Here is a 205-nt window from a genome sequence, read left to right as displayed (position 1 = left end):
ACGCGCCGGTGGCTGCGGAAACTACTGCGACCGGCGCTGAAGACCCAAGCGTAGGCATCGCGGTCAAACTGTCCGCCACCGACGTAGACAGTCCGACGGACGTTAAATCGTTCACCGTCGGCACGCCAACCAATGGCACTTTCTACACCGACGCGGCCATGACCAAACCGGTGACCGGTTCGATTGATGCGGTCAACGGCGAAGC

Annotated in this window: 1 protein-coding gene; it reads left to right on the top strand. The window is 61.5% G+C overall.

Going from position 1 to position 205, the window contains the following annotated elements:
• On the top strand, positions 1-205 hold a 205-nt coding region (locus tag AB1462_RS32595; RefSeq protein ID WP_367249261.1), incomplete at both ends, for a hypothetical protein.

This window comes from Pseudomonas sp. SB113, assembly GCF_040754745.1.
GTDB classification, from domain to species: domain Bacteria; phylum Pseudomonadota; class Gammaproteobacteria; order Pseudomonadales; family Pseudomonadaceae; genus Aquipseudomonas; species Aquipseudomonas grimontii.
Note: the sequence above shows the minus strand (reverse complement) of the source record. Positions and strands in the feature narration are given on the sequence as shown.